19 protein-coding genes and 2 tRNA genes are annotated in these 26,479 nt (G+C 55.1%); 14 read left to right on the top strand and 7 right to left on the bottom strand.

The window, feature by feature from the left end:
• Positions 1-2: 2 nt before the first annotated feature.
• From H650_RS09520 to mutH, 4 genes are all read right to left on the bottom strand, one after another.
• Positions 3-1,043, bottom strand: coding sequence for an NADP(H)-dependent aldo-keto reductase (locus H650_RS09520; protein WP_020455058.1), 1,041 nt, complete (start codon positions 1,041-1,043; stop codon positions 3-5).
• Positions 1,044-1,172: 129 nt separating this feature from the next.
• Positions 1,173-1,391: a lipoprotein YgdR gene (ygdR, locus tag H650_RS09515; RefSeq protein WP_007370351.1), complete on the bottom strand. Its 219-nt coding sequence runs from the start codon at positions 1,389-1,391 to the stop codon at positions 1,173-1,175.
• Between the two features lie 146 nt (positions 1,392-1,537).
• Positions 1,538-2,251 carry a TerC family protein gene (locus H650_RS09510; protein WP_020455057.1) on the bottom strand — a complete coding sequence of 238 codons (714 nt, stop codon included), beginning with the start codon at positions 2,249-2,251 and terminating at the stop codon, positions 1,538-1,540.
• A gap of 65 nt (positions 2,252-2,316) precedes the next feature.
• Positions 2,317-3,012: a DNA mismatch repair endonuclease MutH gene (gene mutH, locus H650_RS09505; RefSeq protein ID WP_020455056.1), complete on the bottom strand. Its 696-nt coding sequence runs from the start codon at positions 3,010-3,012 to the stop codon at positions 2,317-2,319.
• Between the two features lie 681 nt (positions 3,013-3,693).
• Here mutH and rppH point away from each other — a divergent pair.
• From rppH to recD, 12 genes are all read left to right on the top strand, one after another.
• Complete coding sequence (gene rppH, locus H650_RS09500) at positions 3,694-4,224, top strand: RNA pyrophosphohydrolase (RefSeq protein WP_017457684.1); 531 nt, start codon at positions 3,694-3,696, stop codon at positions 4,222-4,224.
• A gap of 12 nt (positions 4,225-4,236) precedes the next feature.
• A complete protein-coding gene (gene ptsP / locus H650_RS09495) occupies positions 4,237-6,483 on the top strand; it encodes a phosphoenolpyruvate--protein phosphotransferase (protein WP_020455054.1) in 2,247 nt (748 codons plus the stop codon).
• Positions 6,484-6,638: 155 nt separating this feature from the next.
• A complete protein-coding gene (lgt, locus tag H650_RS09490; protein ID WP_020455053.1) occupies positions 6,639-7,514 on the top strand; it encodes a prolipoprotein diacylglyceryl transferase in 876 nt (291 codons plus the stop codon).
• A gap of 6 nt (positions 7,515-7,520) precedes the next feature.
• Complete coding sequence (gene thyA, locus H650_RS09485) at positions 7,521-8,315, top strand: thymidylate synthase (RefSeq protein WP_020455052.1); 795 nt, start codon at positions 7,521-7,523, stop codon at positions 8,313-8,315.
• 184 nt (positions 8,316-8,499) lie between these two features.
• On the top strand, positions 8,500-8,961 hold the full coding sequence (locus H650_RS09480) for a prepilin peptidase-dependent protein (protein WP_020455051.1): 462 nt from the start codon (positions 8,500-8,502) through the stop codon (positions 8,959-8,961).
• Positions 8,955-9,518 (top strand): prepilin peptidase-dependent protein, encoded by a 564-nt coding sequence (locus H650_RS09475; RefSeq protein WP_020455050.1) that lies wholly within the window; start codon positions 8,955-8,957, stop codon positions 9,516-9,518. The genes H650_RS09480 and H650_RS09475 overlap by 7 nt, the downstream gene beginning before the upstream one ends.
• Positions 9,515-9,922: a DUF2509 family protein gene (locus H650_RS09470; protein WP_044489476.1), complete on the top strand. Its 408-nt coding sequence runs from the start codon at positions 9,515-9,517 to the stop codon at positions 9,920-9,922. Before H650_RS09475 ends, H650_RS09470 begins: the two co-directional genes overlap by 4 nt.
• On the top strand, positions 9,907-10,230 hold the full coding sequence (locus H650_RS09465) for a prepilin-type N-terminal cleavage/methylation domain-containing protein (RefSeq protein ID WP_020455048.1): 324 nt from the start codon (positions 9,907-9,909) through the stop codon (positions 10,228-10,230). Before H650_RS09470 ends, H650_RS09465 begins: the two co-directional genes overlap by 16 nt.
• Before the next feature lie 12 nt (positions 10,231-10,242).
• Positions 10,243-13,614 (top strand): exodeoxyribonuclease V subunit gamma, encoded by a 3,372-nt coding sequence (recC, locus tag H650_RS09460; protein ID WP_020455047.1) that lies wholly within the window; start codon positions 10,243-10,245, stop codon positions 13,612-13,614.
• A 153-nt stretch (positions 13,615-13,767) separates the two neighbouring features.
• Positions 13,768-16,668, top strand: a complete 2,901-nt coding sequence (gene ptrA, locus H650_RS09455; RefSeq protein WP_020455046.1) for a pitrilysin — start codon at positions 13,768-13,770, stop codon at positions 16,666-16,668.
• Positions 16,649-20,197: an exodeoxyribonuclease V subunit beta gene (recB, locus tag H650_RS09450; protein ID WP_020455045.1), complete on the top strand. Its 3,549-nt coding sequence runs from the start codon at positions 16,649-16,651 to the stop codon at positions 20,195-20,197. Before ptrA ends, recB begins: the two co-directional genes overlap by 20 nt.
• Positions 20,194-22,029 carry an exodeoxyribonuclease V subunit alpha gene (gene recD, locus H650_RS09445; protein ID WP_020455044.1) on the top strand — a complete coding sequence of 612 codons (1,836 nt, stop codon included), beginning with the start codon at positions 20,194-20,196 and terminating at the stop codon, positions 22,027-22,029. The genes recB and recD overlap by 4 nt, the downstream gene beginning before the upstream one ends.
• 30 nt (positions 22,030-22,059) lie before the next feature.
• Here recD and argA read toward each other — a convergent pair whose 3' ends face one another.
• Positions 22,060-23,391: an amino-acid N-acetyltransferase gene (argA, locus tag H650_RS09440; RefSeq protein ID WP_020455043.1), complete on the bottom strand. Its 1,332-nt coding sequence runs from the start codon at positions 23,389-23,391 to the stop codon at positions 22,060-22,062.
• Between the two features lie 226 nt (positions 23,392-23,617).
• On the opposite strand from argA, the gene amiC reads away from it, so the two are divergent.
• On the top strand, positions 23,618-24,871 hold the full coding sequence (gene amiC / locus H650_RS09435) for an N-acetylmuramoyl-L-alanine amidase AmiC (protein WP_017457697.1): 1,254 nt from the start codon (positions 23,618-23,620) through the stop codon (positions 24,869-24,871).
• A 77-nt stretch (positions 24,872-24,948) separates the two neighbouring features.
• Here the strand turns inward: amiC and H650_RS09430 are convergent.
• Positions 24,949-25,025 (bottom strand) — tRNA-Met (locus H650_RS09430).
• 51 nt (positions 25,026-25,076) lie between these two features.
• Positions 25,077-25,153: transfer RNA gene (locus H650_RS09425), tRNA-Met, on the bottom strand.
• A 206-nt stretch (positions 25,154-25,359) separates the two neighbouring features.
• On the opposite strand from H650_RS09425, the gene mltA reads away from it, so the two are divergent.
• Positions 25,360-26,466 (top strand): murein transglycosylase A, encoded by a 1,107-nt coding sequence (gene mltA, locus H650_RS09420; protein WP_020455041.1) that lies wholly within the window; start codon positions 25,360-25,362, stop codon positions 26,464-26,466.
• Positions 26,467-26,479 lie beyond the last annotated feature (13 nt).

The following is a 26,479-nucleotide window of genomic DNA, read 5'->3' as shown; positions in this document are numbered from 1 at the left end:
CGTTACGGTGCGGGGTAGGTGTAAACCTGATGCACCGCTTCGATCTCAGCAAGCACCTCTGCGCTGAGATCGAGATGCAAACTTTCCACGTTGGTTTTCAGTTGTTCCATCGTCGTCGCGCCCAGCAGGGTGCTGGCGACGAAGGGCTGACGCCGCACGAAAGCCAGCGCCATTTGCGCCGGATCCAGATTGTGGCGCTTCGCAATATCCACATACGCCGCGACCGCTTTTTGCGCCTGCTCACCGCTGTAACGCGTAAAGCGGCTAAACAGCGTGTTGCGCGCGCCAGCGGGTTTCGCTCCGTTGAGATATTTGCCGGTTAGCGTCCCAAACGCCAGGCAGGAGTATGCGAGCAGCTCGACGCCTTCATACTGGCTCACTTCCGCCAGACCCACTTCAAAGCTGCGGTTTAACAGGCTGTACGGATTCTGAATTGTCACGATGCGTGGCAGTTCATGCTTCTCGGCCAGTTGCAGATAACGCATCACGCCAAACGCCGTTTCGTTGGAAACGCCGATATAGCGGATTTTCCCGGCGCGCTGGCACTCGGTCAGCGCCTCCAGTGTTTCCAGTAGCGTCACGACCGGCGCGCTATCAACCCAGCTGTAACCCAGCTTGCCAAAGCAGTTGGTCGGGCGCTGCGGCCAGTGTACCTGGTAAAGATCGAGATAATCGGTTTGCAGGCGCTTTAAGCTATCGTCCAGTGCCACGCGGATGTTTTTGCGATCCAGCGCCTGGTTCGGGCGAATACCGCTGTCGTTGTTACGGCTTGGGCCGCTGACTTTGGAGGCGATAACCAGTTTTTCACGGTTGCCGCGTTTCGCCAGCCAGTTGCCGACATAGGTTTCCGTCAAACCCTGCGTTTCCGGACGTGGCGGAACAGGGTACATCTCTGCAACGTCAATCAGGTTGATGCCCTGGCTGACGGCGTAATCGAGCTGTGCATGGGCGTCGGCTTCGCTGTTTTGTTCACCAAACGTCATAGTGCCCAGCCCCAGGGTGCTTATTTCAAGCGAACTGTGGGGGATACGGTGATACTGCATAGCCGGCTTCCTTAAAAGTACAACGTCAGTTGACCTGACAAAGGAATATAAACATGGCAGAGGGGAGGAAAAAGGGAAAGAGAAAAATCAAATAAAGGCCAGCAGGTGACTGACCTTTATAGCAATTTCTTAGCGTTCAATAATCTGGGATACGTCATCGCGGTTAATCTGCATCTTATTGCCCTGCTGATCGCGGTAGCTGACCAGCCCGGTATCATCGTCAATTTCCGGTTTACCGTCGGTCAGGATCATCCTGCCGTCTTTTGTCGCCATCACGTAATCACTGCTGCATCCGGAAACGGCGAAAGCCAACCCCACTGCGGAAATAATCACTGCCCATTTCTTCATCATTCTGATCCTCTGGTGGCATGCGTCTGACAACAAGTTTAGTAATAACTTGCTGTCTGGAGACGAAAAAGCAGGATAATCTGAAAAAAGTTGTTAAAGGCAGATCAAAGATAAAAAACGCTTCCCCGGTTGAGGAAGCGTTTTGTTTACAGCGGATTCTTCTTATTTCGCATCAGGTTGAGCGTTTCAACCGCGATGGAGAAGAACATGGCGAAGTAGATATAACCTTTCGGTACATGAATGGAGACGCTTTCCAGAATCAGCGTAAAGCCAACGAGGATCAAAAACGACAGCGCCAGCATTTTGACCGACGGGTGGCGGTCAACAAACTCGCCAATCGGACGCGCGGCAAACATCATCACGCCAACGGCGATAACCACTGCCGCCATCATAATGAACAGATGATCGGATAGCCCCACCGCGGTGATCACCGAGTCGAGACTGAAGATAATATCCAGCAGCATAATCTGCACAATCGCGCCAAAGAACGAATGCACATTGGTCTTCAATCCTTCCTCTTCGCCTTCGATCGATTCGTGGATCTCTTTACTCGCTTTCCAGATAAGGAACAGACCACCGAGGAACAAGATCAAATCGCGGGCGGAAACACTATGATCAAACACGCTGAACAGCGGATGTGTCAGCCTTGTCACCCAGGCAATGGATGCCAGCAGTAACAGCCGCATGATCATTGCCGCAGCCAGACCTAACCGACGAGCGTGATTACGCTGCGCGGTAGGCAGTTTCGCGACCACCAGAGAGAGGAAAATAATATTGTCGATCCCTAAAACGATCTCCAGCAGCGTCAGCGTACCGAGCGCGAGCCAGGCGTTGGGATCGGTAATCCATGCAAATAACATCTCTATAAAGTCCTGCCAAAAAAAGAAGCGCTAATTATAAGCGTCGCTGTGGAGTAGGCAAAAAATTAATAGGGTGAGAGCAAAAAATGGCGCGCCAGCAGTGCGCCGGTGAAGTTCTTTTTCAGGTAAAAACCGCGCGGCAGCGTGAGAATGGTTTCGCCATGTTCGCCAATGGCTTCGGTTAGCGCTTTACTGTTGGCCGCCTTCGGGCGCAGTTGCAGCACTTCGCCGTGACGGGCGGTAATGCGGGTGACCTGGCCTAACACAATCAAGTCCATCAACTCTTCCCAGTCGAGCCGTAACTGCTGTTCTTCTTCTGCATTGGGACTCCAGAGCAACGGCGAACCGACGCGGCGATCCGCCACCGGGATCTCGCGTGAACCTTCAATCGGAATCCATAAGACGCGCTTGAGCTTATGCCGCACATGGCTGGTTTCCCACACGACACCACTGTTGCCGGTAAGAGGGGCCACGCAAACAAACGTGGTCTCCAGCGGGCGTCCCTGGTTATCCACCGGTATGGTTTTTAGCTCAACGCCCAGCGCGGCAAAATCCTGCTCGGGCTTACTGCCTGCGCTGGCGCCGAGCCACAGCTCCAGCAGAACCCCCGTCCAGCCTTTATCACGCTTTAAATCGCGCGGAACGGGCAAGCCTGCCAGCGTGGCCAGTTCGCCGAGCGTGTAGCCCGCCAGGCGCTGCGCCTGGGCCAGCAATTGCGCTTCTGATTCAGGCGGTGAAGTGAAAGGAGCCAACGCGAACATGTTAAAAACCTTTTGTCTAAAAAATAACCGCTAGTTTTGCACTGTAGCCAGGCAGTGTACCTTTTTCTGTCCTTCGTGAGCAAATAGATGATTTATAAAGGAATTTAACGAGGGTTTTGATGAGTTGCGCAACTGTGCGCCGGGTTTTCCAAATCTGGTCACTGACAATAAACAGGATCTTACACCATGTTATCCACAGAAAAGTGGGATAACTGGGGAAAAGTGCCACTACTGTTTCGATTTACAGCCTTGACGTGCGATGAAAATCGAAATTCTGCACAAAATGTGCCTAACTTATTGGCATAATCTGTGGATAAATTCGGCTCTGTTCGATCTTTCATCAGCGCCAGGATCCTTAAGGTGATGATCGTCACATTATGGGGCTGTTATCGGTTGAAAAGCTATTTAACTGCATGAATTGCTGTATGTTATTTCTTTGATGTAAATCGGGGCTATTCAGACTGTTCCGGGTTTTCCCTGGGTAATTCCATACTTTTTCACAACTCTATCCACAGAAAAGGTGAATAAAAACCGTCGTCAGCATCGCTTTCTGTTTATAACTTTGATGATTACTGTGAGTTATTCAAATGTTATTCGTTCGTATCCCTGTCATAGAGTGGTTTACCGTTTTCCGGGAGTGTGAAACAATCGCTTTATTCAGACTTTTTTTGAGGTAGTCCGGTGATTGATGACGATGGCTACCGCCCAAATGTGGGAATCGTAATCTGTAATCGACAAGGTCAGGTCATGTGGGCCAGACGCTTTGGACAGCACTCATGGCAGTTCCCCCAGGGGGGTATTAACCCTGGCGAGTCCCCGGAACAAGCAATGTACCGGGAACTGTTCGAGGAAGTAGGCTTAAGTCGTAAAGATGTTCGTATCCTTGCTTCTACGCGTAACTGGTTGCGTTACAAGTTACCGAAACGTTTGGTGCGTTGGGACACAAAGCCGGTTTGTATCGGCCAGAAACAAAAATGGTTTCTTTTGCAGTTGATAGGTAACGACAGTGAGATCAACATGCAGACCAGTAGTACGCCCGAATTTGATGGCTGGCGTTGGGTGAGCTACTGGTATCCTGTTCGCCAGGTAGTGTCGTTTAAACGCGATGTCTACCGGCGGGTGATGAAAGAGTTTGCAAGCGCGGTGATGTCGCTTCAGGAAACGCCTCCGAAGCCGCAAAGCGCGCCTGCCTGGCGACGTAAACGAGGTTAAGCCACCCATATTATGCTCACCCGACTGCGAGAAATAGTTGAGAAAGTCGCCAGCGCGCCACGCCTTAATGAAGCGCTGGAAATATTGGTTACCGACGTTTGTCTGGCGATGGAAACCGAAGTGTGCTCGGTCTATCTCGCAGATCACGACCGGCGTTGTTATTACCTGATGGCGACGCGCGGTTTAAAAAAGCCGCGTGGTCGCACCGTCACGCTCGCATTCGATCAGGGGATTGTCGGTCTGGTAGGCAGGCTGGCGGAACCCATCAACCTGGCGGATGCACAAAAACACCCCAGTTTTAAATATATTCCCGCTGTTAAAGAAGAGCGCTTTCGCGCTTTTCTTGGCGTACCTATTATTCAGCGCCGCCAGTTGCTTGGTGTGCTGGTGGTACAACAGCGTGAGCTACGCCAGTACGATGAAAGCGAAGAGTCCTTTCTGGTTACGCTCGCCACCCAGATGGCGGCCATTCTCTCCCAGTCACAATTAAACGCGCTGTTTGGCCAGTATCGGCAGACGCGAATTCGCGCCTTACCGGCAGCACCTGGTGTTGCTATCGCTGAAGGTTGGGTTGATGAAACGCTGCCGTTAATGGAGCAGGTTTATCCGGCTTCGACGCTTGATACCTCGCTTGAGCGCGAAAGGCTCACGGCGGCTCTGGAAGAGGCCGCCAACGAATTTCGCCGTTACAGCAAACGTTTCGCCGCCGGGGCGCAAAAAGAGACGGCAGCAATTTTCGACCTCTATTCGCACCTGCTTTCCGACGCGCGCCTGCGCCGTGATCTGTTTGAGGAAGTCGATAGAGGCGTGGTGGCGGAATGGGCGGTCAAAACGGTTATTGAACGTTTTGCCGAACAGTTCGCTGCGCTCAGCGATGGCTACCTGAAAGAGCGTTCAGGGGATTTGCGCACGCTGGGCCAGCGTTTGTTATTCCACCTCGATGACTCTATTTCGGGGCCAAACAGCTGGCCGGAGCGCTTTATCCTGGTTGCCGAGGAACTCTCCGCCACCACACTTGCAGAGCTGCCGCACGACAGGCTGGCGGGCGTGGTGGTGCGCGATGGCGCGTCAAACTCGCATGCGGCAATTATGGTGCGTGCGCTTGGCATCCCGACGGTAATGGGGGCAGATATCCAGCCCGCCGTGCTGCAACGTCGCATGTTGGTGGTGGACGGTTATCGCGGCGAGTTGTTGGTGGATCCTGAACCGGTGCTGTTGCAGGAATACCAGCGCCTTATCAGTGAAGAGAATGAACTCAGCCGCCTTGCCGAAGATGATGTGAACCTGGCCGCGCAGCTTAAAAGCGGCGAGCGGGTGAAGGTGATGCTGAACGCGGGTTTAAGCCCGGAACATGAAGAGAAACTGGGTAGCCGCATTGACGGTATTGGGCTTTATCGCACCGAAATCCCGTTTATGTTGCAAAGTGGTTTCCCGTCCGAAGAGGAACAGGTGGCGCAATACCAGGGCATGTTGCAGATGTTTAACGACAAGCCCGTGACGCTGCGTACGCTGGATGTCGGCGCGGATAAGCAACTGCCCTATATGCCCATCAGCGAAGAGAACCCCTGCCTTGGCTGGCGCGGTATTCGGATTACCCTCGATCAGCCGGAAATCTTCCTGGTGCAGGTGCGCGCCATGCTGCGTGCCAATGCGGCTACCGGGAATCTCAGCATTCTGTTGCCGATGATCACCAGCATCGACGAAATCGATGAAGCGCGCAGACTGATTGAACGCGCCGGTCGTGAAGTCGAAGAGATGATTGGTTACGCCATTCCTAAACCGCGTATCGGGGTGATGCTGGAAGTGCCGTCAATGGTGTTTATGTTGTCGCACCTGGCGAACCGCGTCGATTTTATCTCGGTTGGCACCAACGACCTGACGCAATACATCCTGGCCGTCGATCGTAACAATACCCGTGTAGCAAATATGTACGACAGCTTGCACCCGGCGGTGCTGCGGGCGCTGGCGATGATTGCCAGTGAAGCAGAACGCTTAGGCATTGATATCCGTTTGTGCGGCGAAATGGCCGGTGATCCGATGTGCGTCGCCGTGCTTATTGGTCTGGGATACCGCCATCTTTCCATGAACGGACGCTCAGTAGCGCGCATTAAATATTTGCTGCGGCGCATTGACTGTGAAGAGGCGCAAACGCTGGCGAGACGTACGCTGGATGCGCAACTGGCGACAGAAGTGCGTCATCAAATTGCCGCATTTATGGAACGCCGTGGGCTGGGCGGCCTGATTCGCGGCGGAATTTAGCTGGCTCAGGGATATACATAACTTTTACAACTTCGCCGCCACCCGCTCGCGGTGCCTTATGCTATGATTCGCAGCTTTGGAGCGGCCAGCAATTGCGGTCGCGTAGGTGAACCGCTGTCCACTTTCGGCGGAATAACAACAAGTTGTGGTGACAGATGAACAGTGGCTATCTGCATTTTCCGGACTTTGAACCGGTGATTTTCTCCATTGGACCGGTTTCTCTCCACTGGTACGGATTAATGTACCTGGTGGGCTTCGTTTTTGCGATGTGGCTGGCAACGCGCCGGGCGAATCGTCCGGGCAGTGGCTGGACAAAAAACGAAGTTGAAAACCTGCTTTATGCGGGCTTTCTCGGTGTTTTCCTCGGCGGCCGTCTCGGTTATGTGCTGTTCTACAACTTCCCGGTTTTCCTGGACGATCCGCTTTATCTGTTCCGCGTATGGGACGGGGGCATGTCTTTCCACGGCGGTTTGATTGGCGTGATTGTGGTGATGATTATCTTCGCCAGACGCACCAAACGCAGCTTCTTCCAGGTTTCTGATTTTATTGCGCCGCTGATCCCGTTTGGCCTTGGCGCAGGGCGCCTGGGTAACTTTATCAACGGTGAGCTGTGGGGACGTGTTGATCCGTCATTCCCCTATACCATGCTGTTCCCTGGCTCACGCGCGGAAGATATGGCGCTGCTGCCTTCACATCCGGAGTGGCAATCGCTTTTTGATACTTACGGCATGTTGCCGCGCCATATGTCTCAGCTTTACGAGCTGGCGCTGGAAGGCATTGTGCTGTTTATCATCCTTAACTTGTTTATTCGCAAACCTCGCCCGACGGGCGCGGTCTCCGGCTTGTTCCTGATTGGCTACGGCGCGTTCCGTATCATCGTTGAGTTCTTCCGCCAGCCCGACGCGCAGTTTACCGGCGAGTGGGTGCAATACATCAGCATGGGGCAGATCCTCTCCATTCCGATGATCGTTGCAGGCGCAATCATGATGATTTGGGCGTACCGCCATCGTTCGCCGCAACACGTTTCCTGAGGAACCATGAAACAGTATTTAGAATTGATGCAAAAGGTGCTGAATGAAGGCACCCCGAAAAACGACCGCACCGGGACAGGCACGCTGTCTATTTTTGGCCATCAGATGCGTTTTAATCTGCAGGACGGCTTTCCGCTGGTGACCACCAAGCGCTGCCATTTGCGTTCAATTATTCATGAGCTGCTGTGGTTCCTGCAGGGCGACACCAATATTGCCTATCTGCGCGAAAACAAAGTCACCATCTGGGACGAATGGGCCGATGAAGAGGGCAATCTTGGCCCGGTTTACGGCAAGCAGTGGCGCGCGTGGCCTACGCCTGACGGCCGCCATATCGACCAGATCACTACAGTGATTAACCAGCTGAAAAACGACCCGGATTCACGCCGCATTATTGTCTCCGCATGGAACGTAGGTGAGCTGGACAAAATGGCGCTGGCCCCTTGCCACGCGTTCTTCCAGTTCTACGTGGCGGACGGCAAGCTCTCCTGCCAGCTCTACCAACGCTCCTGCGACGTGTTCCTTGGTCTGCCGTTTAACATCGCCAGCTATGCGCTGCTGGTGCATATGATGGCTCAGCAGTGCGATCTGCAACCGGGCGATTTTGTTTGGACCGGCGGCGACACCCACCTTTACAGCAATCACCTGGAACAAACGCGTCTGCAATTAAGCCGTGAACCGCGCGCGCTGCCGAAACTGGTTATCAAACGTAAACCTGAGTCGCTTTTTGACTACCGTTTCGAAGACTTCGAAATCGAAGGCTACGATCCGCATCCGGCCATCAAAGCGCCTGTCGCTATCTGACTTCTACCAACATGTCATAACCGGTGCGGCAACGTACCGGTTTTTTTTACCCGATAATCGTTTCTTCGGCCCTGCTTCCACCCCGCCTGCAACTCACTGCAACATACTGCATTTCTTTCGTGCTGCCTCGTAACCTCTCTGTTTGCACCTCGACCCGAATGCGTAGTGACGACACACTGCCGCCATGAAAAAAGAAGATGGCTTCACCCTGATTGAAACCCTCGTCGCAATGGTGCTGATAGTTATCCTGAGCGGAGCGGGAATCTCTGGCTGGCAAAGTTGGCAGGCGCAGCAGCGGCTGTGGCAAACCGCGTTGCAGGTGCGGCATTTGCTTGAGCGTCTGCGCGATGATGCCAACTGGCACAACCGTTCACAGCTGGTATATGGCATTCGGGATGGCGAACACTGGTGCCTGGTAAATTCGCCGTCGCAAAACTGCGCTGCACAGAATGCTTTCTCACTGCAGCCTCGCTGGCCGGACGTCACGCTGGTTGATGTGACACCTTCGCTGGGGTTCTTTGGGCTGCGCAACACTGCTTGGCCCGGCAGTATTCGGCTACGTAGCAGTGCAGGGGAGTGGCGGGTAGTGGTTTCAGCATGGGGGCGGATCAGAATGTGTCAGCCATCAGCGGAGAATCTATGTTAGACAGGCAAAAAGGGTTTTCACTGTTGGAAACCGTGCTGGCGATGGCAATTGGCAGCGTGCTGTTACTGGCGTCTGCCCGTTTTTTACCGGCGCTACAGCTGGCGGTAACGCAGCACACCCGTATCCAGACGGTGGAAGACGATCTCTGGCTGCAACTGCGCGGCATCGCAAAACATCTCCAGCGAGCGGGATATTGCAATGGCAGCTGTAGCGGCCAGCCGTTGGTTATCAATAGCACTGGCGACTGTGTTATTGCTCAGTGGGACGCCAACAGCAATGGACGCTGGGAGTCATCGGGAAGCAGCGAACCGGAACAAACCGGCTTTCGGCTGCAAAGTGGTGCGCTGGAAATCATGCGCGGAGCCACATCCTGCGGTGGTCGGGGCTGGGAAAAAATTACCGATCCTGCCCAAATGAGTATTGAGCGTTTTCATGTCGCTCAGCATCAAAGACCGGGGTTTGCACCACAGCTTGCGATCACGCTCTCGGCTCGTGTTCCGGGTAATGCCGGGCAACCCTTTACCGCTGATTTAAGCGTGATCGGGTACAACTTATGAACCGGCAACGAGGTATGTCGTCACTGGCGCTGGTTTTGCTGTTATTGCTGTTGGGGAGCCTGATGTTGCACGGCTTAAACCTGCAATTGAGCAGCCATATCTGGCGCGTGAATAATGAAAATCAGGGGATACGTAATGCTGCGGAAATTGCATCAGCCATGGAGTGGGCGCGTCATCAAACCTGGCCTGCCCAGCCCGCGCTACAGTGCCAGCAAAGCGCCGGGCAAAATGTTCGAAGTTGCTTACGCGTTTTCACCGATGGGGCCGCGCTGCTGATTGTCGCAAATGCTGAAGCAGCGCTGTGGCATCTGGGGCGCGTGGAGGGGGCGCAGGTACGTTTTTTGCCCCATGGCTGGAGTGATTTTTGTCCACTAAAAGAGGAAGCGCTATGCCGGTCGCCGTAAACAAACAACGGGGTTTTAGCCTTACCGAAGTTCTGCTGGCTATGGTGTTAATGGTGATGGTTGTTACCGCGCTTGGCGGTTATCATCGTGCGCTGGCCTCGGGGTTTGTATCCACCAGCCAGTGGCGACAGCTATGGCGCTACGCCTGGGAACAGGCGCAACCAGAAGTATCATCGTTACCGCCAGGCTGGCAGGTTCAGTGGGGGCAGACAACCACCGGGGGATGTGTCAGCATCAACGTTACCGTTAGTTCGCCAGCGGGCAGGCAGGGGCAAATGACGCGATTATTTTGCCCGAACAGTCAGTAGTCAGGAGCGCTTATGTTAAGGGTCTACCACTCCAATCGTCTGGATGTGCTGGAAGCATTGATGGAGTTTATTGTTGAGCATGACAGGCTCGACGATCCCTTTGAGCCAGAAGTGGTGCTGGTGCAGAGCACCGGCATGGCGCAATGGCTGCAAATGACGCTCGCGCAGAAGTTTAGTATTGCCGCCAATATTACCTTCCCGCTACCTGCGAGTTTTATCTGGGAAATGTTCGTCACCGTACTGGACGGCATTCCGAAAGAGAGCGCATTTAACAAACAGAGTATGAGCTGGAAGCTGATGTCGCTATTGCCCGACATGCTGGAGCAAGATGCGTTCACCATGCTGCGCCATTATCTGAATGACGACGATGACAAGCGTAAACTCTTCCAGCTCTCTTCACGCGTGGCGGATCTCTACGATCAATATCTGGTTTACCGCCCGGAATGGCTAACACGATGGGAAGCGGGTGAACAGATCGACGGGCTGGATGAAGCGCAGCGCTGGCAAGCACCGCTGTGGCGCGCATTGGTGGAACATACCGCGGCGCTGGGGCAGCCACACTGGCATCGTGCCAACCTCTACCAGCGTTTTATCGATAAGCTTGAATCGGCTGAGCAGCGGCCCGCCGGTTTGCCTTCGCGCGTCTTTATTTGTGGGATTTCCGCGCTGCCGCCCATCTATTTGCAAGCGCTTCAGGCGCTGGGTAAGCATATTGATGTCCATCTTTTGTTTACGAATCCCTGCCGTTACTACTGGGGCGACATTAAAGATCCGGCGTTTCTGGCGAAACTGATCACCCGTAATCGTCGGCATCACCGGGAAAACCGACAGTTTCCGCTGTTCCGTGATACGCAAAATGCCGAAGGTCTGTTCAATGCCGATGGCGAGCAGGATGTTGGTAACCCTTTGCTGGCTTCATGGGGCAAGCTGGGACGGGACAACATTTTCCTGCTGGCGGGCATGGAGCGCTATGAAGAGCTGGATGCTTTCGTCGACATTACGCCCGGCTCGCTGCTGCAAAATCTGAAGTACGACATCCTGGAACTGCAAAATGGTGCGGTGGCGGGCGTAACGGCAGAAGAGTTTTCCCGCAGTGATAAAAAACGTCTGCTTGATCCCAACGATCGCAGCGTAACGGTGCATATCTGCCACAGCCCGCAGCGAGAAGTAGAGATCCTGCATGACCGGCTGCTTACGATGCTGGAAGAGGATCCTGAACTGACGCCTCGCGATATCGTGGTCATGGTCGCCGATATCGACAGCTACAGCCCGTATATTCAGGCGGTTTTCGGGAGCGCCACTGGTGAGCGTTATCTTCCCTATGCTATTTCCGACCGCCGCGCGCGGCAGGCTCATCCGGCGCTGCAGGCCTTTATCAGTTTGCTCTCCCTGCCGGACAGCCGCTTTGTGAGTGAAGATGTGCTGGCGCTGCTGGATGTTCCGGTGCTGGCGGCGCGTTTCAACATCAATGAAGAGGGGCTGCGTTACCTGCGTTTATGGGTCAATGAGTCCGGCATTCGCTGGGGAATGGACGACGACAACGTTCGCGAACTTGAATTACCCCCGACCGGGCAGCACACCTGGCAATTTGGCCTGACGCGAATGCTGCTCGGTTATGCGATGGAAAGCCGCCAGGGTGAGTGGCAGTCGATTTTACCGTATGACGAATCCAGCGGGCTTATCGCGGAGTTAGTTGGCCACCTGGCGGAGCTGTTGATGCAGCTTAATATCTGGCGTCGCGGCTTGTCTGAGGCGCGACCGCTGGAAGAGTGGCTCCCGGTTTGCCGCGACATGCTTAATGACTTTTTCCTGCCAGACCAGGACACAGAAGCCGCGCTGGCCCTGATTGAACAGCAGTGGCAGGACATTATCGCGCAGGGAATTGGTGCAAATTACCACGACGCGATCCCGCTTTCGCTACTGCGTGACGAGCTGGCCCAGCGCCTCGATCAGGAACGTATCAGTCAGCGTTTCCTCGCGGGGCCTGTGAATATCTGCACCCTGATGCCGATGCGCTCTATTCCGTTTAAAGTGGTCTGCCTGCTGGGCATGAACGATGGTGTCTACCCGCGCGCACTGCCTCCGCTGGGGTTTGACCTGATGAGCCAGAAACCGCAGCGAGGCGACCGCAGCCGTCGGGATGATGACCGCTACTTGTTCCTCGAAGCGCTTAACTCAGCGCAACAGCAGCTCTATATCAGCTATATCGGCCGGTCTATCCAGGATAACAAAGAGCGTTTTCCCTCGGTGTTGGTACAGGAACTGGTGGATTACATTGGGCAGAGCCACTATTTGCCAGGCGATGCCTTGCTTAATTGCGATGAAAGCGAGCAGCGGGTAAAGGCACATATTACGCATCTGCATACGCGTATGCCGTTTGATCCGGCAAACTATACGGCTGATGAGTGGCAAAGTTATGTCCGCGACTGGCTACCTGCCGCGAGTTCGCAGGGGCAGGCGCATGCCGAGTTTATTCAATCGCTGGATGACGTGCCGCTTGAAACGCTCACATTTGATCAGCTCCAGCGTTTTTGGGCGCATCCGGTGCGCGCTTTTTTCCAGATGCGCCTGCGCGTTAATTTCCGCCCGGAAGAGAGTGAAATCCCCGATGCAGAGCCGTTTATCCTTGATGGCCTGAGCCGTTACCAGCTCAATCAGGAGATATTAAATACGCTGGTTGAAGAGCAAGACGCAGAGAAGCTGTTTCGCCGCTACCGCGCGGCTGGTGTACTGCCTTATGGGGCGTTTGGCGAAATCATCTGGGAAACCCAATGTCAGGAGATGCAGGAGCTGGCTGACCGCGTTATTGAATATCGCCAGCCTTCTGACAGCCTTGAAATTGACTTACATTGTGCAGGCGTTCATCTCACCGGATGGCTGCCGCGTGTGCAGCCAGACGGGCTATTGCGCTGGCGTCCGGCCTTGTTGAACGTTTCGCAAGGCCTGCAACTTTGGCTGGAACATCTTGTCTATTGTGCCAGCGGTGGCACCGGCACCAGCCGCTTGTTCGTGCGCAAAGAGGGTAAATGGTGTTTTCCCCCGCTGCCCGCTGATAAGGCGCGGGAATATCTGGCAAGGCTGATTGAAGGTTATCGGGAAGGCATGGTTAAACCGCTTCTGCTATTGCCGGAAAGCGGCGGCGCATGGATAAAAGTCTGTTATGACGCGGCAAATGATGCCATGTTAAAGGACGAAGAGACGTTACAAAAAGCGCAGAGTAAATTCCTGCAGGCGTACGAAGGCAACATGGTGGTGCGCGGTGAAGGCGATGATGTCTGGTATCAGCGCCTGTGGCGAACCCTTGAACCTGAGTACTACGCTGAAATTACCAAACAAGCGCAGCGTTTTCTGTTACCGCTTTATCGACACAACCAGTCCGATTGATTGTATAAAAATTGCGCGAAATGGTTGCATCCATTATCATGCGCGACGGTCACGGACTGATATAACAAGAGTGCTGGCTCAGCCAGCACAGGTTTACCCGGCTTTCTCCATTCTCCCTGGGCGAGCCGGAAAAGTTAATGATGAGGTTCGTGAATGCCCCGCAGCACCTGGTTCAAAGCTTTCGTCCTGTTTTTTGCCCTCTGGGCTTCATTCAGTCAGGCAGACAACGGTTGGCAACCTGTTCAGGAAACTATCCGTAAGAGCGACAAAGATACCCGGCAATATCAGGCGATACGCCTTGATAACGGCATGGTTGTGTTGCTGGTGTCCGACGCGCAGGCGGTAAAATCGCTCTCCGCGCTGGTGGTGCCGGTCGGCTCGCTTGAAGATCCGGAGGCGCATCCCGGCCTTGCTCACTATCTTGAGCACATGACACTGATGGGTTCCAAAAAATACCCTCAGCCCGATAGCCTGGCCGAATTCCTGAAACTGCATGGCGGCAGCCACAATGCCAGCACCGCGCCTTATCGCACCGCTTATTATCTGGAAGTGGAGAACAATGCGCTGGAAGGGGCTGTTGATCGCTTAGCCGATGCCATCGCCGCCCCCATGCTGGATAAAAAATATGGTGAACGTGAGCGCAACGCGGTCAACGCCGAACTGACAATGGCCCGCACGCGTGACGGTATGCGTATGGCGCAGGTCAGTGCGGAAACCATCAACCCGGCGCACCCTGGCGCGCGCTTCTCCGGCGGTAATCTCGAAACCCTCAGCGATAAGCCGGGCAGCCCTGTTCATGCCGCGCTGCTGGCATTTCGCGATAAATACTATTCGGCCAACCTGATGAAAGCGGTGATCTACAGTAACCGCCCATTAGCGGATCTGGCGAAAATTGCTGTCGAAACGTATGGCCGTGTGCCGAATAAGAATATCGACAAGCCGGACATCACGGTTCCCGTGGTGACCGATGCGCAGAAAGGCATCATTATCCATTATGTCCCGGCGGTGCCGCGTAAAGTGCTGCGTGTGGAATTTCGTATCGATAACAATACCGCCGCTTTTCGCAGTAAAACGGACGAGCTTATAACCTACTTAATTGGTAACCGCAGCCCGGGCACGCTCTCGGACTGGCTGCAAAGTCAGGGGTTGGTAGAAGGTATTCGCGGTGATTCCGATCCGGTAGTGAACGGCAACAGTGGCGTGCTCGCCATCTCTGCAACGTTGACCGATAAAGGCCAGGCCAATCGTGATGAAGTCGTGGCTGCTATTTTCAGCTACCTGCAACTGTTGCGCGAAAAAGGCGTTGATAAGCGCTATTTCGACGAGCTGGCACATATTCTCGATCTCGATTTCCGCTATCCCTCTATTACCCGCGATATGGATTACGTCGAGTGGCTGGCGGATACCATGATCCGCGTACCTGTCGCCCATACGCTGGATTCGGTGAACATTGCCGATCGGTTCGATGCCAAAGCGGTACAGGCGCGTCTTGATGAGATGACGCCGCAAAATGCGCGTATCTGGTACATCAGCCCAGATGAACCACACAATAAAACGGCCTATTTTGTTGAAGCGCCTTACCAGGTGAATAAGATCACGCCGGAAACCTATGCCGACTGGCAGACGCGCCAGAGCCGTATTGCGCTGAAATTCCCGGAGTTAAATCCCTATATTCCCGATGACTTCTCGCTGATAAAACCGGCGAAGCAGTACGAACACCCTGAATTGATTGTCGATGAGCCGACGCTGCGCGTGGTGTATATGCCAAGCCAGTATTTCGCCAATGAGCCCAAAGCGGATGTCAGCGTGGTGCTGCGTAACCCGCAGGCGATGGATAGCGCAAAAAACCAGGTGATATTTGCCCTGAATGATTATCTGGCGGGGCTGGCACTCGATCAGCTCAGCAATCAGGCGGCGGTCGGTGGCATCAGTTTTTCCACCAACGCCAATAACGGGTTGATGCTCAACGCCAACGGTTATACCCAGCGTTTGCCGCAGCTTTTCCAGGCACTGCTGGCGGGTTATTTCAGCTATACGCCGACGGAAGAACAGCTTGCCCAGGCCAAATCCTGGTATGCGCAGATGATGGATTCTGCCGAAAAAGGCAAAGCGTTCGATCAGGCAATCATGCCGATCCAGATGTTGTCACAGGTGCCTTATTTCCAGCGTGAAGAGCGTCGCGCACTGCTGCCGTCTATTACCTTGCAGGATATTTTGCACTACCGCGATGCGCTGAAAGATAATGCGCGTCCGGAATTCCTGGTGGTGGGTAACCTGAGCGAACAGCAGACGAAAGACCTCGCTCATGACGTGCAAAAACAGCTTGGCGCTAACGGTACGGTGTGGTGCCGAAACCAGAACGTCGTGGTGGACAAGCAGCAGAATGTGAGCTTTGAAAAAGCGGGCAACAGTACGGACTCCGCACTCGCGGCGGTGTTCGTACCTACCGGTTTTGATGAGTTCAGCAGTTCGGCATACAGCGCGATGTTAGGGCAAATCGTGCAGCCGTGGTTCTATAACCAACTGCGTACAGAAGAACAACTGGGTTATGCCGTGTTCGCCTTCCCTATGAGCGTAGGTCGCCAGTGGGGTATGGGGTTCTTGTTGCAAAGCAATGATAAGCAGCCAGCCTATCTCTGGGAGCGCTACAAGGCTTTCTTCCCCACCGCAGAAGCGAAATTACGGGCAATGAAGCCGGAAGAGTTTGCGCAGCTTCAGCAGGGCGTCATCGCGCAACTTACGCAAGCGCCGCAAACGTTAGGTGAAGAAGCTTCCAAACTCAGCAAAGATTTTGATCGTGGCAATATGCGCTTCGATTCGCGTGATAAAGTAGTCGCTCAGATAAAACTGCTGACGCCGCAAAAACTTGCCGATTTCTTCCATCAGGCGGTGGTAGAGCCGCAAGGTATGGCGATCCTGTCGCAGATCTCCGGTAGCCAGAGCGGTAAAGCAGATTATGCCCGCCCGCAAGGCTGGAAGGTCTGGGATAGCACCAGCGCGTTGCAGCAAACCTTACCGAAGATGACCGAGAAAGATGAGAGAAACGACCGCTGAGACCCTTGATCCCCTGCGCTTGCCGCTCACCGGCGAGCGCCTGATTGAAGCCTCGGCGGGTACCGGTAAAACCTTTACCATTGCCGCGCTTTATTTGCGGCTGCTATTAGGGTTAGGCGGCAGCGCCGCCTACCCGCGCCCACTCAGCGTTGAAGAACTACTGGTGGTGACTTTCACCGAGGCCGCGACAGAAGAGTTGCGCGGCCGCATTCGCAGTAACATCCATGAGTTGCGCATTGCTTGCCTGCGCGAAACGAGCGATGACCCGCTGTACGCGCGCCTGCTGGACGAGATTGCCGATAAGCAACAGGCGGCGCAGTGGCTGCTGCTGGCAGAGCGGCAAATGGACGAAGCGGCAATCTTTACGATCCACGGTTTTTGCCAGCGCATGCTGAGCCTCAATGCCTTCGAATCCGGCATGCTGTTTGAACTGCAACTGCTGGAAGATGAGTCGCTGCTGCGTTACCAGGCCTGTGCGGATTTCTGGCGTCGTCACTGCTACCCGCTAGCGCGTGAAATTGCTGAAGTTATCCATGCTTCGTGGAAAGGACCGCAGGATCTGCTGAAAGCGATCGATCGTTATCTGCAAGGGGAAGCGCCGCAAATTAAAACGCCGCCCGCAGCAGACGAAACGCTGGCCTCACGCCATCAGCAAATTATTGCGCAGATTGGTGAGGTGAAGCGTCAGTGGAGCGCTTGCGTCAATGAAATCGAGCCACTGCTCGAAAACTCCGGTATTGACCGACGTAAATTTAACCGTGGCAACCAGGCGAAATGGATCGAGAAAATCTCCACCTGGGCGCAGGAAGAGACCCGCAGTTACCTGTTGCCGGACGCGCTGGAAAAATTCACTCAGTCCTTTCTTACTGAACGCACAAAACCTGACGGCGTTGTGCCAGAACACCCGCTTTTCGTCGCCATTGAAAACTTGCTGGCGCAGTCATTGACGCTTAACGATCTGGTGCTGACCAGCGCGATGCGTGAGATTCGTGAAACGGTGGCAAAAGAGAAACGTCGGCGCGGCGAACTGGGCTTTGATGACATGCTCAGCCGCCTTGATGATGCCCTGCGAAGCCCAAGCGGCGAAGCGTTGGCCGCGGCAATCCGCACCCGTTTCCCGGTTGCGATGATCGATGAGTTTCAGGATACCGACCCGCAGCAGTACCGTATTTTTAGCCGCATCTGGTTGAAACAGCCGGATTGCGGTTTATTGCTGATTGGCGATCCAAAGCAGGCCATTTACGCATTTCGCGGCGCGGATATTTTCACGTATATGAAAGCGCGCGATGAAGTGAGTGCCCGCTATACGCTGGATACCAACTGGCGCTCGTCGCCTGGCATGATTGCCAGCGTCAACCAGCTCTTCAGCCGGATGGACGACGCTTTCATGTTCCGTCAGATCCCGTTCCAGCCGGTAAAACCCGCCGCCAAAAACGCAGGTTTACGTTTTGCGTATCAGGGGGAAACACAGCCAGCGATGAAGCTGTGGCTGATGGAGGGCGACGGCGTAAGCGTCGGGGATTATCAGGGATTTATGGCGCAGTTATGCGCAGCGCAAATCCGCGACTGGCTGAGCGCCGGGCTGCGGGGCGAAGCGCTGCTGTATGAAGGGGAAAACGCGCGGCCGGTAAAAGCCTCGGATATTACCGTGCTGGTGCGCAGCCGCCATGAAGCCTCACTTATTCGCGATGCGCTGACGTTACTGAATATTCCGTCTGTGTATCTTTCCAACCGCGACAGCGTTTTTGAAACACCGGAAGCGCAGGAGTTGCTGTGGCTATTGCAGGCGGTGCTGGCGCCGGAGCGCGAAAGTACGCTGCGCAGTGCGCTGGCGACCTCCTTGCTGGGGCTTACTGCGCTGGATATTGATGCGCTCAACCAGAATGAGCTGGCGTGGGATGAGATTGTTGAAGAGTTTTCTGGCTATCGCGAGCTGTGGCAAAAACGCGGTGTGATGGCGATGTTGCGCAGACTGATGAGTGCGCGACATGTGGCGGAAAACTTGCTGGCGACCCCCGGCGGTGAACGACGGCTGACGGATATCCTGCACATCAGCGAGTTGTTACAGGAGGCGGGGACGCAACTGGAAAGTGAACACGCACTTACCCGCTGGCTGGCGCAGCGTATTGCCGAGCCGAACGCTAATGCATCAAGCGAGCAATTGCGGCTGGAGAGCGATAAACACCTCGTGCAGATTGTCACCATCCACAAATCGAAAGGGCTGGAGTATCCGCTGGTCTGGCTGCCGTTTATCGCCAATTTCCGCATTCAGGATCAGGGCTTTTACCACGATCGTGACTCCTTTGCCGCCGTGCTCGATCTCAGCCACGCCGAAGAGAGTGTCGCACTGGCGGAAGCAGAGCGTCTGGCTGAAGACCTGCGTTTGCTGTACGTGGCGTTGACGCGTTCTGTCTGGCATTGCAGCCTGGGGGTTGCCCCGCTGTTTCGTCGCCGTGGCGAAAAAGCCGGAGCCAGTGATTTTCACCAGAGCGCGCTGGGGCGGCTTTTGCAGAAAGGCGAAGCGCTGGATGCCGCCGCGTTGCGTAACGTTTTGCAGCAACTGTGCAATGACGATATTGCCCTTTGCATTCCTTCTCTGCCGGACGCCGGGCGCTGGCAGCTGCCGCAAACGGAACCACCGACGCTGAGCGTGCGTGAAATCACGCGGCGCATCAGCGATGACTGGCGTGTCACCAGCTATTCCGGATTGCAGCAGCGTGCTCATGGCATCGCTCAGGATCTGCTGCCGCGTCTGGATATTGACGCAGCCGGAGAGCGAGAAGCGTTGCAGGAGCCGGTATTAACGCCGCATCAGTTTCCGCGCGGCGCGGCACCGGGGACATTTTTGCACAGCTTGTTTGAGGATCTGGATTTTACGCAGCCGATAGCTGACACCTGGGTTGCAGAGAAACTACTGGCGGGCGGTTACGAAGCACACTGGCAGCCGGTGCTAAGCCGCTGGCTGGAAACCGTGCTGCATGTGCCGCTGGCGCAAACAGGCATCTCGCTGAGCCAGCTGACGAACAAAGAAAAACAGGTGGAGATGGAGTTTTACCTGCCGATTAGCGCCACGCTGAGCGCGGAGGCGCTGGATGAACTCATCCGGCGTTATGATCCGCTCTCGGCTGGCTGCCCGCCGCTTGATTTCCGCGATGTGCGTGGCATGTTGAAAGGCTTTATCGACCTGGTGTTTCGCCACAACGGGCGCTATTACCTGCTGGATTACAAATCCAACTGGCTGGGCGAGAGCGCGGAAGCGTATACGCAAGCAGCCATGGCGGCGGCGATGCAGTCGCACCGTTATGACTTGCAGTACCAGCTTTACAGCCTGGCATTGCACCGCTTTTTGCGTCATCGCATTACAGGGTATGACTACGAACGCCATTTCGGCGGCGTGATTTATCTGTTTCTGCGTGGCGTGGATGCGCAAAACCCACAGCAGGGGATTTTCACTATCCGGCCTGATGTTGAATTAATTACACAAATGGACGACCTGTTCGCAGGCGTTGCGCCGGAGGTTGCGCCATGAGTATGCAAAATTTGCTACAGGAAGCGGTGGAGCAGAAGTTGCTGCGTGCGCTGGATGTGCAGTTTGCGCTGACGGTCGCCACGGAACAGGAACCCGCCGTGATGCTGGCTGCAGCGCTGCTCAGCCATGATACTGGTGAAGGGCACGTATGCCTGCCGCTCGCGCGTCTTACGCCTGAGACATACGGTAACGACTCACCGCTGTTTAGCGAGTTATTCGCCCTCGCCGGTAACCCGGATGACTGGCGTAACGTCTTGCTGCGTTCGCCCGCAGTGAGCGAATGTGAAGCCGCGACGCCGATGATCCTCACCGATTCTCGCCTCTACCTGAACCGCATGTGGTGTCATGAGCGGCGGGTTGCCGCGTTTTTTGCCGCACAAGCGCCACTGCAGGATGTCGATGAAACGCGAATGGCGCAGACGCTGGAGACGCTATTTCCCTCCTCGTCGGAAACTGAAATCAACTGGCAAAAAGTGGCCGCTGCCGTGGCGCTTACCCGGCGGATTTCGGTGATTTCCGGTGGTCCAGGAACCGGCAAAACCACAACCGTGGCGAAACTGCTTGCCGCGCTGGTGCAGATGGTGGACGACGACAAGTGCCGAATTTGCCTTGCCGCGCCAACCGGTAAAGCTGCCGCGCGCCTGACCGAATCGCTGGGCAGTGCGCTACGCCAGTTGCAACTGGATGCCCGACAAAAAGCGATGTTGCCAGATGAAGCCAGCACGCTGCACCGGTTGCTTGGCGCGCAGCCCGGCAGCCAGCGCATGCGTCACCATGCGGGTAACCCGTTGCATCTGGATGTGCTGGTCGTCGATGAAGCATCAATGATCGACTTACCCATGATGTCCCGCTTGATTGATGCGCTGCCTTCGCGCGCCCGGGTCATTTTCCTCGGCGATCGCGATCAACTGGCCTCGGTGGAGGCCGGCGCGGTGCTGGGCGATATCTGCGCGTGGGTCAATGCCGGGTATAGCGCTGAACGCGCAGCGCAATTGTCGCGTCTGACGGGCGCTCAGGTTCCCGAAGGTATCGCCGAGGCAGGCAGCTTGCGCGATAGCCTCTGTTTGCTGCAAAAAAGCTACCGCTTTGGCAGTGATTCCGGGATTGGCCAGCTCGCCGCCGCCGTCAACCGGGGCGATAAACGCGCGATGCAAGCGGTATTCAGCCAGGGCTTTGCTGACATTGAGCGTAAACCCCTGAACAGCGCGGAAGAGTATCAGGGCATGATTGACGATGCGCTGGCGGGTTACGCGCGCTTTCTCTCATTGGTGCGAAGCCACGCCGGGCCGAAAGAGGTGATTGCCGCCTTTGGCGAATATCAGCTGCTCTGCGCCTTGCGTGAAGGGCCGTTTGGCGTCAGCGGGCTGAATGAGCGGCTTGAACTGGCGCTGGTGCGTCAGCACCAGATCACCCGGCTGGCGCATTCGCGCTGGTATCACGGGCGACCGGTAATGATTTCGCGTAACGATTCGGCGCTGGGGTTGTTTAACGGCGATATCGGCATCGCGCTGGATCAAGGGCAGGGGATCCGCGTCTGGTTCCCGATGCCGGACGGTGAAATCAAACCGGTATTGCCAAGCCGTTTGCCGGAGCATGACACCGCGTGGGCGATGACGGTGCATAAATCGCAGGGGTCGGAGTTTGATCATGCCGCGCTGATCCTTCCGGGGCAGATTGCACCGGTGGTGACGCGTGAACTGGTTTATACCGCGATAACCCGCGCCCGTAATCGCTTGTCGGTGTATGCCGACGAACGCGTGCTGGGGCAGGCGATCGCGACGCGCACTGAACGGCGCAGCGGGCTGGATTCACTCTTTCGTTCGCGTATGTAAAAAGCCCCCGCAGAAGGCGGGGGCGAAAGCTCAGGTGAGATCGGCCATCAGCACTTTTGACCGGCGCTGGTAGTTGTACATCTCTTTTTTGGTTTCCGGCAGGGAATCAATATCCACTGGCGTGAAACCGCGCTCCTGGAACCAGTGAATGCTGCGGGTGGTCAGCACAAACAGTTTGCTCAGTCCCATTTGCTTCGCCTGAGCGGCAATGCGCTCCAGCAGCACTTCCCCGCGCGATGAGCTGCGGTAATCGGGATGAACCGCGACACAGGCCATCTCCCCAATTTTCTCTTCCGGGAAGGGGTAAAGCGCCGCACAGGCGATGGTCAGGTTATCGCGCTCGATGATCGTGAACTTGTCGATCTCCATCTCTAGTTGTTCGCGCGAGCGGCGTACCAGGATCCCTTGCTGTTCCAGCGGGCGGATAAGTTCCAGGATCCCGCCGATATCGTTGATAGTGGCGCGGCGGATCTGCTCGGCGCTTTCCATCACAATTTGCGTACCGATACCGTCGCGTGAGAAGAGTTCCTGCAACAGCGCGCCGTCTTCCTGGTAGCTGATTAAATGGCTGCGGCGCACACCGCTGCGGCAGGCTTTGACCGCGCCACGCAGGAAACGAACGGTGCCGGAGTGGTAATCGCCACGTGCTTCCAGCGTCTCGACGCGCGCCTGCGCTTCATTCGGGAACAGCTCAGAAACAATTTCGCCTTCATCATTCATCACACCTTGCGACGAACAAAAGCCGATCATCTTTTCCGCTTTCAGTTTGATCGCAAGCTGAGTGGCAATCTCTTCCGAGGTCAGATTAAAACTTTCGCCAGTGACCGAAACTGCCACCGGCCCCATCAGCACAATCGCGCCGCTGGCAAGCTGGCGGTTAATCGCCTCTTCATCAATACGACGAATACGGCCGCTGTGGCAGTAGTCGACACCATCATCCACGCCCAGAGGCTGAGAAATAATAAAATTGCCGCTAACGACATTAATATGCGCGCCTTGCAGTGGCGTATTGTTGAGGCTCATCGACAAACGTGCGGTGATATCCAGTTGCAACAACCCGGCGGCTTGCTTAACCAGCTCAAGGGTTTTCGCGTCGGTAACGCGGGTATGTTTGTGGTAAATCGGCTCATGGTTGTGTTCTGCGAGATTCGCATCGATCTGCGGACGCGCGCCGTAGACCACCACCAGCCGGATACCCAGGCTATGCAGCAGGCCGATGTCATTGACAATACTGGAAAAGTTTTCATGCTCAATGGCTTCACCGCCGAGCATAATGACAAATGTCTTGCCACGGTGGGCATTAATATAGGGAACGGAGTGGCGAAATCCCTGCACCAGTTCGGTTCTACGCTCTTTTACCACGGCCTGTCCTCAATGCATGATTATTCGTAAATTGTGTATTTTTATTCTTTTCTGCCGCCGCGTGCAAGTGCAAATTTTGCTGTCGTATAACAAATGTTCCTCGCCGCAGCCCGCGGGCAGACATATGTTTACCCTTTAATAGATGACAGTTTATGCATCATTCGTTAAAGTTTTCCGTCAATTTTGACGAATATTATTACGTAGATAAAAATTGCTCGGGAGAAGCATGTCGGGAAGTCAATCAGCGCTGAGCCGCCGCAGATTTTTAAAAGGCGCGGGGGCCATGTGGTTATTAAGCGTGAGCCAAATTGGTTTGGCCGCAGTCAGCCAGGTGGTGGCGGTTCGCGTCTGGCCAGCGTCAAGCTATACGCGCGTGACGGTGGAATCGAACCATGTCGTCAAATATAAGCAGTTCGCGTTGAGTAATCCCGACCGGCTGGTGGTGGATCTTGAAGGTGTGCATCTGAACTCCGTGTTAAAAGGCATGGGCGCGCAGATCCGTGGCGACGATCCTTATATCAAATCCGCGCGGGTAGGGCAGTTCGATCCGCAGACCGTGCGCATGGTGTTTGAGCTTAAACAGGACGTGAAGCCGCAGCTGTTTGCGCTGGCACCGGTGGCCGGTTTTAAAGAGCGTCTGGTGATGGATCTCTACCCGGCCAATGCGAAAGATGTGCAGGACCCGCTGCTGGCGCTGCTTGAAGAGTACAACAAAGGCGATCTTGAGCAGCAGGTGCCGCCCGCAGAGAGCGGCCCGAAGCCGGGGAAAGCCGGGCGTGACAGACCAATTGTGATCATGCTCGATCCTGGTCACGGCGGTGAAGATCCGGGGGCGATGGGGAAATATCGCACCCGGGAAAAAGATGTGGTGCTGCAAATCGCGCGTCGGCTGCATGCGCTGATCGAGAAAGAGAGCAATATGAAAGCCTATATGACGCGCAACGAGGATGTATTTATTCCGTTGAAAGTGCGCGTTGCCAAGGCGCAGAAACAGCGCGCAGACCTGTTTGTGTCGATTCACGCTGATGCTTTCAGCAGCCGCCAGCCGAGCGGTTCTTCTGTCTTTGCGCTGTCGACCAAAGGGGCGACCAGTACCGCCGCGAAATATCTGGCGGAAACGCAGAACGCGTCCGACTTAATCGGTGGGGTGAGCAAGAGCGGCGATCGCTATCTGGATCACACCATGTTCGATATGGTGCAGTCGTTAACCATTAACGACAGCCTGAAGTTTGGCAAAGCGGTGCTCAATAAACTTGGCAATATTAATAACCTGCATAAAAACCAGGTTGAACAGGCCGGCTTCGCGGTGCTGAAAGCGCCGGACATTCCGTCAATTCTGGTGGAGACCGCGTTTATCAGTAACGTGGAAGAGGAGCGTAAGCTGAAGACGGCGAAATTCCAGCAGGAAGTGGCGGAGTCGATTCTGGCAGGGATTAAAGCCTACTTCGCGGATGGCGCGACGCTGGCGAGAAGGGGATAACAGAGTGGCGCTGAACAGCGCCATTTTTTTTGCGAACCACAGAAACAAAAAAACACCCGTTAAGGTGTTTATTGTGTTGGTTGCGGGGGCCGGATTTGAACCGACGACCTTCGGGTTATGAGCCCGACGAGCTACCAGGCTGCTCCACCCCGCGTCCGTCTTGTTTACACTTCCGTCATGTAAACTTTTTTCTTCACATTTTAATTGGTTGCGGGGGCCGGATTTGAACCGACGACCTTCGGGTTATGAGCCCGACGAGCTACCAGGCTGCTCCACCCCGCGTCCGTGGATGCGCACTATACTCTGCAAACGTTTTGATGCAACCTTTTTTTTGCCTGGATCGCATAATTGGCGGGATTATGTGTAAAAACAACACAATCCGTTTATTTTTTGCACTAAATTAGCGCCGGGTAGTGATAGCGCATTTCATTAGCGGGTGGGGTTTGTTATCTTCACCCCGCTCCGGGTTAATCAGAAGATGAGAGATAATGAAAGGACGTTGGGTTAAGTTCGCACTCACAGGCGCAATGGTGGCAATTCTCGCGGCCTGCTCTTCAAAACCGACCGATCGCGGTCAACAGTATAAAGACGGAAAATTTTCCCAGCCTTTTTCCCTGGTCAATCAACCTGACGCCGTAGGGGCGCCAATCAACGCCGGAGATTTCTCCGAGCAGGTTAATCAAATTCGCAGCGCCTCACCGCGCCTCTACGGTAGCCAGAGCGGCGTCTATAACGCGATTCAGTCGTGGCTGATGTCCGGCGGCGATACGCGTAATTTGCGCCAGTTTGGCCTCGACGCCTGGCAAATGGAAGGCACGGATAACTATGGCAACGTGCAATTCACCGGTTACTACACGCCAGTTGTGCAGGCGCGCCATACCCGCCAGGGCGAGTTCCAGTACCCCATCTACCGTATGCCGCCTAAACGCGGTCGCTTGCCATCCCGCGCGGAAATCTACGCCGGTGCGCTCAGTGACAGTTATGTGCTGGCCTACAGCAACTCGCTGATGGACAACTTCATTATGGATGTGCAGGGCAGCGGCTATATCGATTTTGGCGACGGCAGCCCGCTTAACTTCTTTAGCTATGCCGGGAAAAACGGCCACGCTTACCGCAGCATCGGCAAAGTGCTGATCGATCGTGGTGAAGTGAAGCGCGAAGATATGTCGATGCAGGCGATTCGCGAATGGGGCGAAAAACACAGCGAAGCGGAAGTTCGCGCGTTGCTGGAAGAGAACGCCTCGTTCGTCTTCTTTAAACCGCAATCCTGGGCACCGGTAAAAGGTGCCAGCGCGGTGCCGTTGATTGGCCGTGCGTCTGTCGCTTCCGACCGGTCGATTATTCCGCCGGGCACGACGCTGCTGGCGGAAGTGCCGCAGCTTGATAACAACGGCAAGTTCAACGGTAAATATGAGCTGCGCCTGATGGTGGCGCTTGATGTTGGTGGCGCAATCAAAGGCCAGCACTTCGATATTTATCAGGGCATTGGCCCGGATGCGGGTCATCGCGCCGGATGGTACAACCATTATGGCCGCGTATGGGTGTTGAAAACCGCCCCCGGAACCGGCGCTGGCGGCGGCGTGTTCAGCGGCTGAGTGTGCTACACTC

The sequence above is a fragment of the Enterobacter sp. R4-368 genome (genome assembly GCF_000410515.1).
Classification (GTDB): Bacteria; Pseudomonadota; Gammaproteobacteria; order Enterobacterales; family Enterobacteriaceae; genus Kosakonia.
The sequence above is the reverse complement of the archived record's forward strand: the minus strand, read 5'-3'. Positions and strand labels throughout refer to the sequence as shown.

What these genes read in the sequence shown, in the direction of transcription:
- H650_RS09520 (WP_020455058.1), bottom strand. Translation starts at nt 1,043, where the DNA reads ATGCAGTATCACCGTATCCCCCACAGTTCGCTTGAAATAAGCACCCTG.
- ptsP (WP_020455054.1), top strand. Translation starts at nt 4,237, where the DNA reads ATGCTCACCCGACTGCGAGAAATAGTTGAGAAAGTCGCCAGCGCGCCA.
- mltA (WP_020455041.1), top strand. Translation starts at nt 25,360, where the DNA reads ATGAAAGGACGTTGGGTTAAGTTCGCACTCACAGGCGCAATGGTGGCA.
- lgt (WP_020455053.1), top strand. Translation starts at nt 6,639, where the DNA reads ATGAACAGTGGCTATCTGCATTTTCCGGACTTTGAACCGGTGATTTTC.
- H650_RS09475 (WP_020455050.1), top strand. Translation starts at nt 8,955, where the DNA reads ATGTTAGACAGGCAAAAAGGGTTTTCACTGTTGGAAACCGTGCTGGCG.
- ptrA (WP_020455046.1), top strand. Translation starts at nt 13,768, where the DNA reads ATGCCCCGCAGCACCTGGTTCAAAGCTTTCGTCCTGTTTTTTGCCCTC.
- thyA (WP_020455052.1), top strand. Translation starts at nt 7,521, where the DNA reads ATGAAACAGTATTTAGAATTGATGCAAAAGGTGCTGAATGAAGGCACC.
- H650_RS09470 (WP_044489476.1), top strand. Translation starts at nt 9,515, where the DNA reads ATGAACCGGCAACGAGGTATGTCGTCACTGGCGCTGGTTTTGCTGTTA.
- H650_RS09465 (WP_020455048.1), top strand. Translation starts at nt 9,907, where the DNA reads ATGCCGGTCGCCGTAAACAAACAACGGGGTTTTAGCCTTACCGAAGTT.
- ygdR (WP_007370351.1), bottom strand. Translation starts at nt 1,391, where the DNA reads ATGAAGAAATGGGCAGTGATTATTTCCGCAGTGGGGTTGGCTTTCGCC.
- recC (WP_020455047.1), top strand. Translation starts at nt 10,243, where the DNA reads ATGTTAAGGGTCTACCACTCCAATCGTCTGGATGTGCTGGAAGCATTG.
- H650_RS09510 (WP_020455057.1), bottom strand. Translation starts at nt 2,251, where the DNA reads ATGTTATTTGCATGGATTACCGATCCCAACGCCTGGCTCGCGCTCGGT.
- H650_RS09480 (WP_020455051.1), top strand. Translation starts at nt 8,500, where the DNA reads ATGAAAAAAGAAGATGGCTTCACCCTGATTGAAACCCTCGTCGCAATG.
- recD (WP_020455044.1), top strand. Translation starts at nt 20,194, where the DNA reads ATGAGTATGCAAAATTTGCTACAGGAAGCGGTGGAGCAGAAGTTGCTG.
- recB (WP_020455045.1), top strand. Translation starts at nt 16,649, where the DNA reads ATGAGAGAAACGACCGCTGAGACCCTTGATCCCCTGCGCTTGCCGCTC.
- mutH (WP_020455056.1), bottom strand. Translation starts at nt 3,012, where the DNA reads ATGTTCGCGTTGGCTCCTTTCACTTCACCGCCTGAATCAGAAGCGCAA.
- amiC (WP_017457697.1), top strand. Translation starts at nt 23,618, where the DNA reads ATGTCGGGAAGTCAATCAGCGCTGAGCCGCCGCAGATTTTTAAAAGGC.